Source organism: Vibrio sp. HM8-C, from assembly GCF_058630515.1.
The window spans coordinates 1-391 of the sequence record NZ_JBMMKS010000044.1 but is presented as its reverse complement, the minus strand read 5'-3'; the positions used below and the strand labels follow the sequence as shown (position 1 = coordinate 391).

Here is a 391-nt window from a genome sequence, read left to right as displayed (position 1 = left end):
CTTGAGAAAACCGGCGCGTTAGTCCCTCGCCGTGAGTACGAATTAAGAATGGAAATCAACCCGAACGATCCGTTATCGGGCGCTATCGTGACCGAGTTGATCCCTGTGGATGATGAAATCAAAGCCCACTTTAAAGCCTCGGGCATGACTAAGTAATGAGCTTCAATTCAGGCACTTATCTCATTACTTGTGAGACTAAAGATTGCTCGAACGGCTACCAATTGGTGACGTTGGCTGAGGTGAAAACCGAGCTTGCGCCGCCGTATATGACCCTCGACCAACTCAAACAAGTGATGCCAGAAACCGTGTTGTTTCTCGCCATTTGTTGGTGTTGGAAGAAGATTAACCACCACTAAAAAAGGAAAAAATCCTATGAAAACGATGAATGTAA

2 protein-coding genes are annotated in these 391 nt (G+C 45.8%); both read left to right on the top strand.

Annotated features, from left to right (window positions below; all coding sequences use genetic code 11):
- Window positions 1-156 (top strand): DUF1293 family protein (locus ACOSVQ_RS20650; protein ID WP_491984306.1); only part of this gene is annotated, 156 nt, incomplete at its 5' end.
- Window positions 156-356: a hypothetical protein gene (locus ACOSVQ_RS20645; RefSeq protein WP_491984305.1), complete on the top strand. Its 201-nt coding sequence runs from the start codon at window positions 156-158 to the stop codon at window positions 354-356. The genes ACOSVQ_RS20650 and ACOSVQ_RS20645, both read left to right, overlap by 1 nt.
- Window positions 357-391: the final 35 nt, after the last annotated feature.

What these genes read in the sequence shown, in the direction of transcription:
- ACOSVQ_RS20645 (WP_491984305.1), top strand. Translation starts at nt 156, where the DNA reads ATGAGCTTCAATTCAGGCACTTATCTCATTACTTGTGAGACTAAAGAT.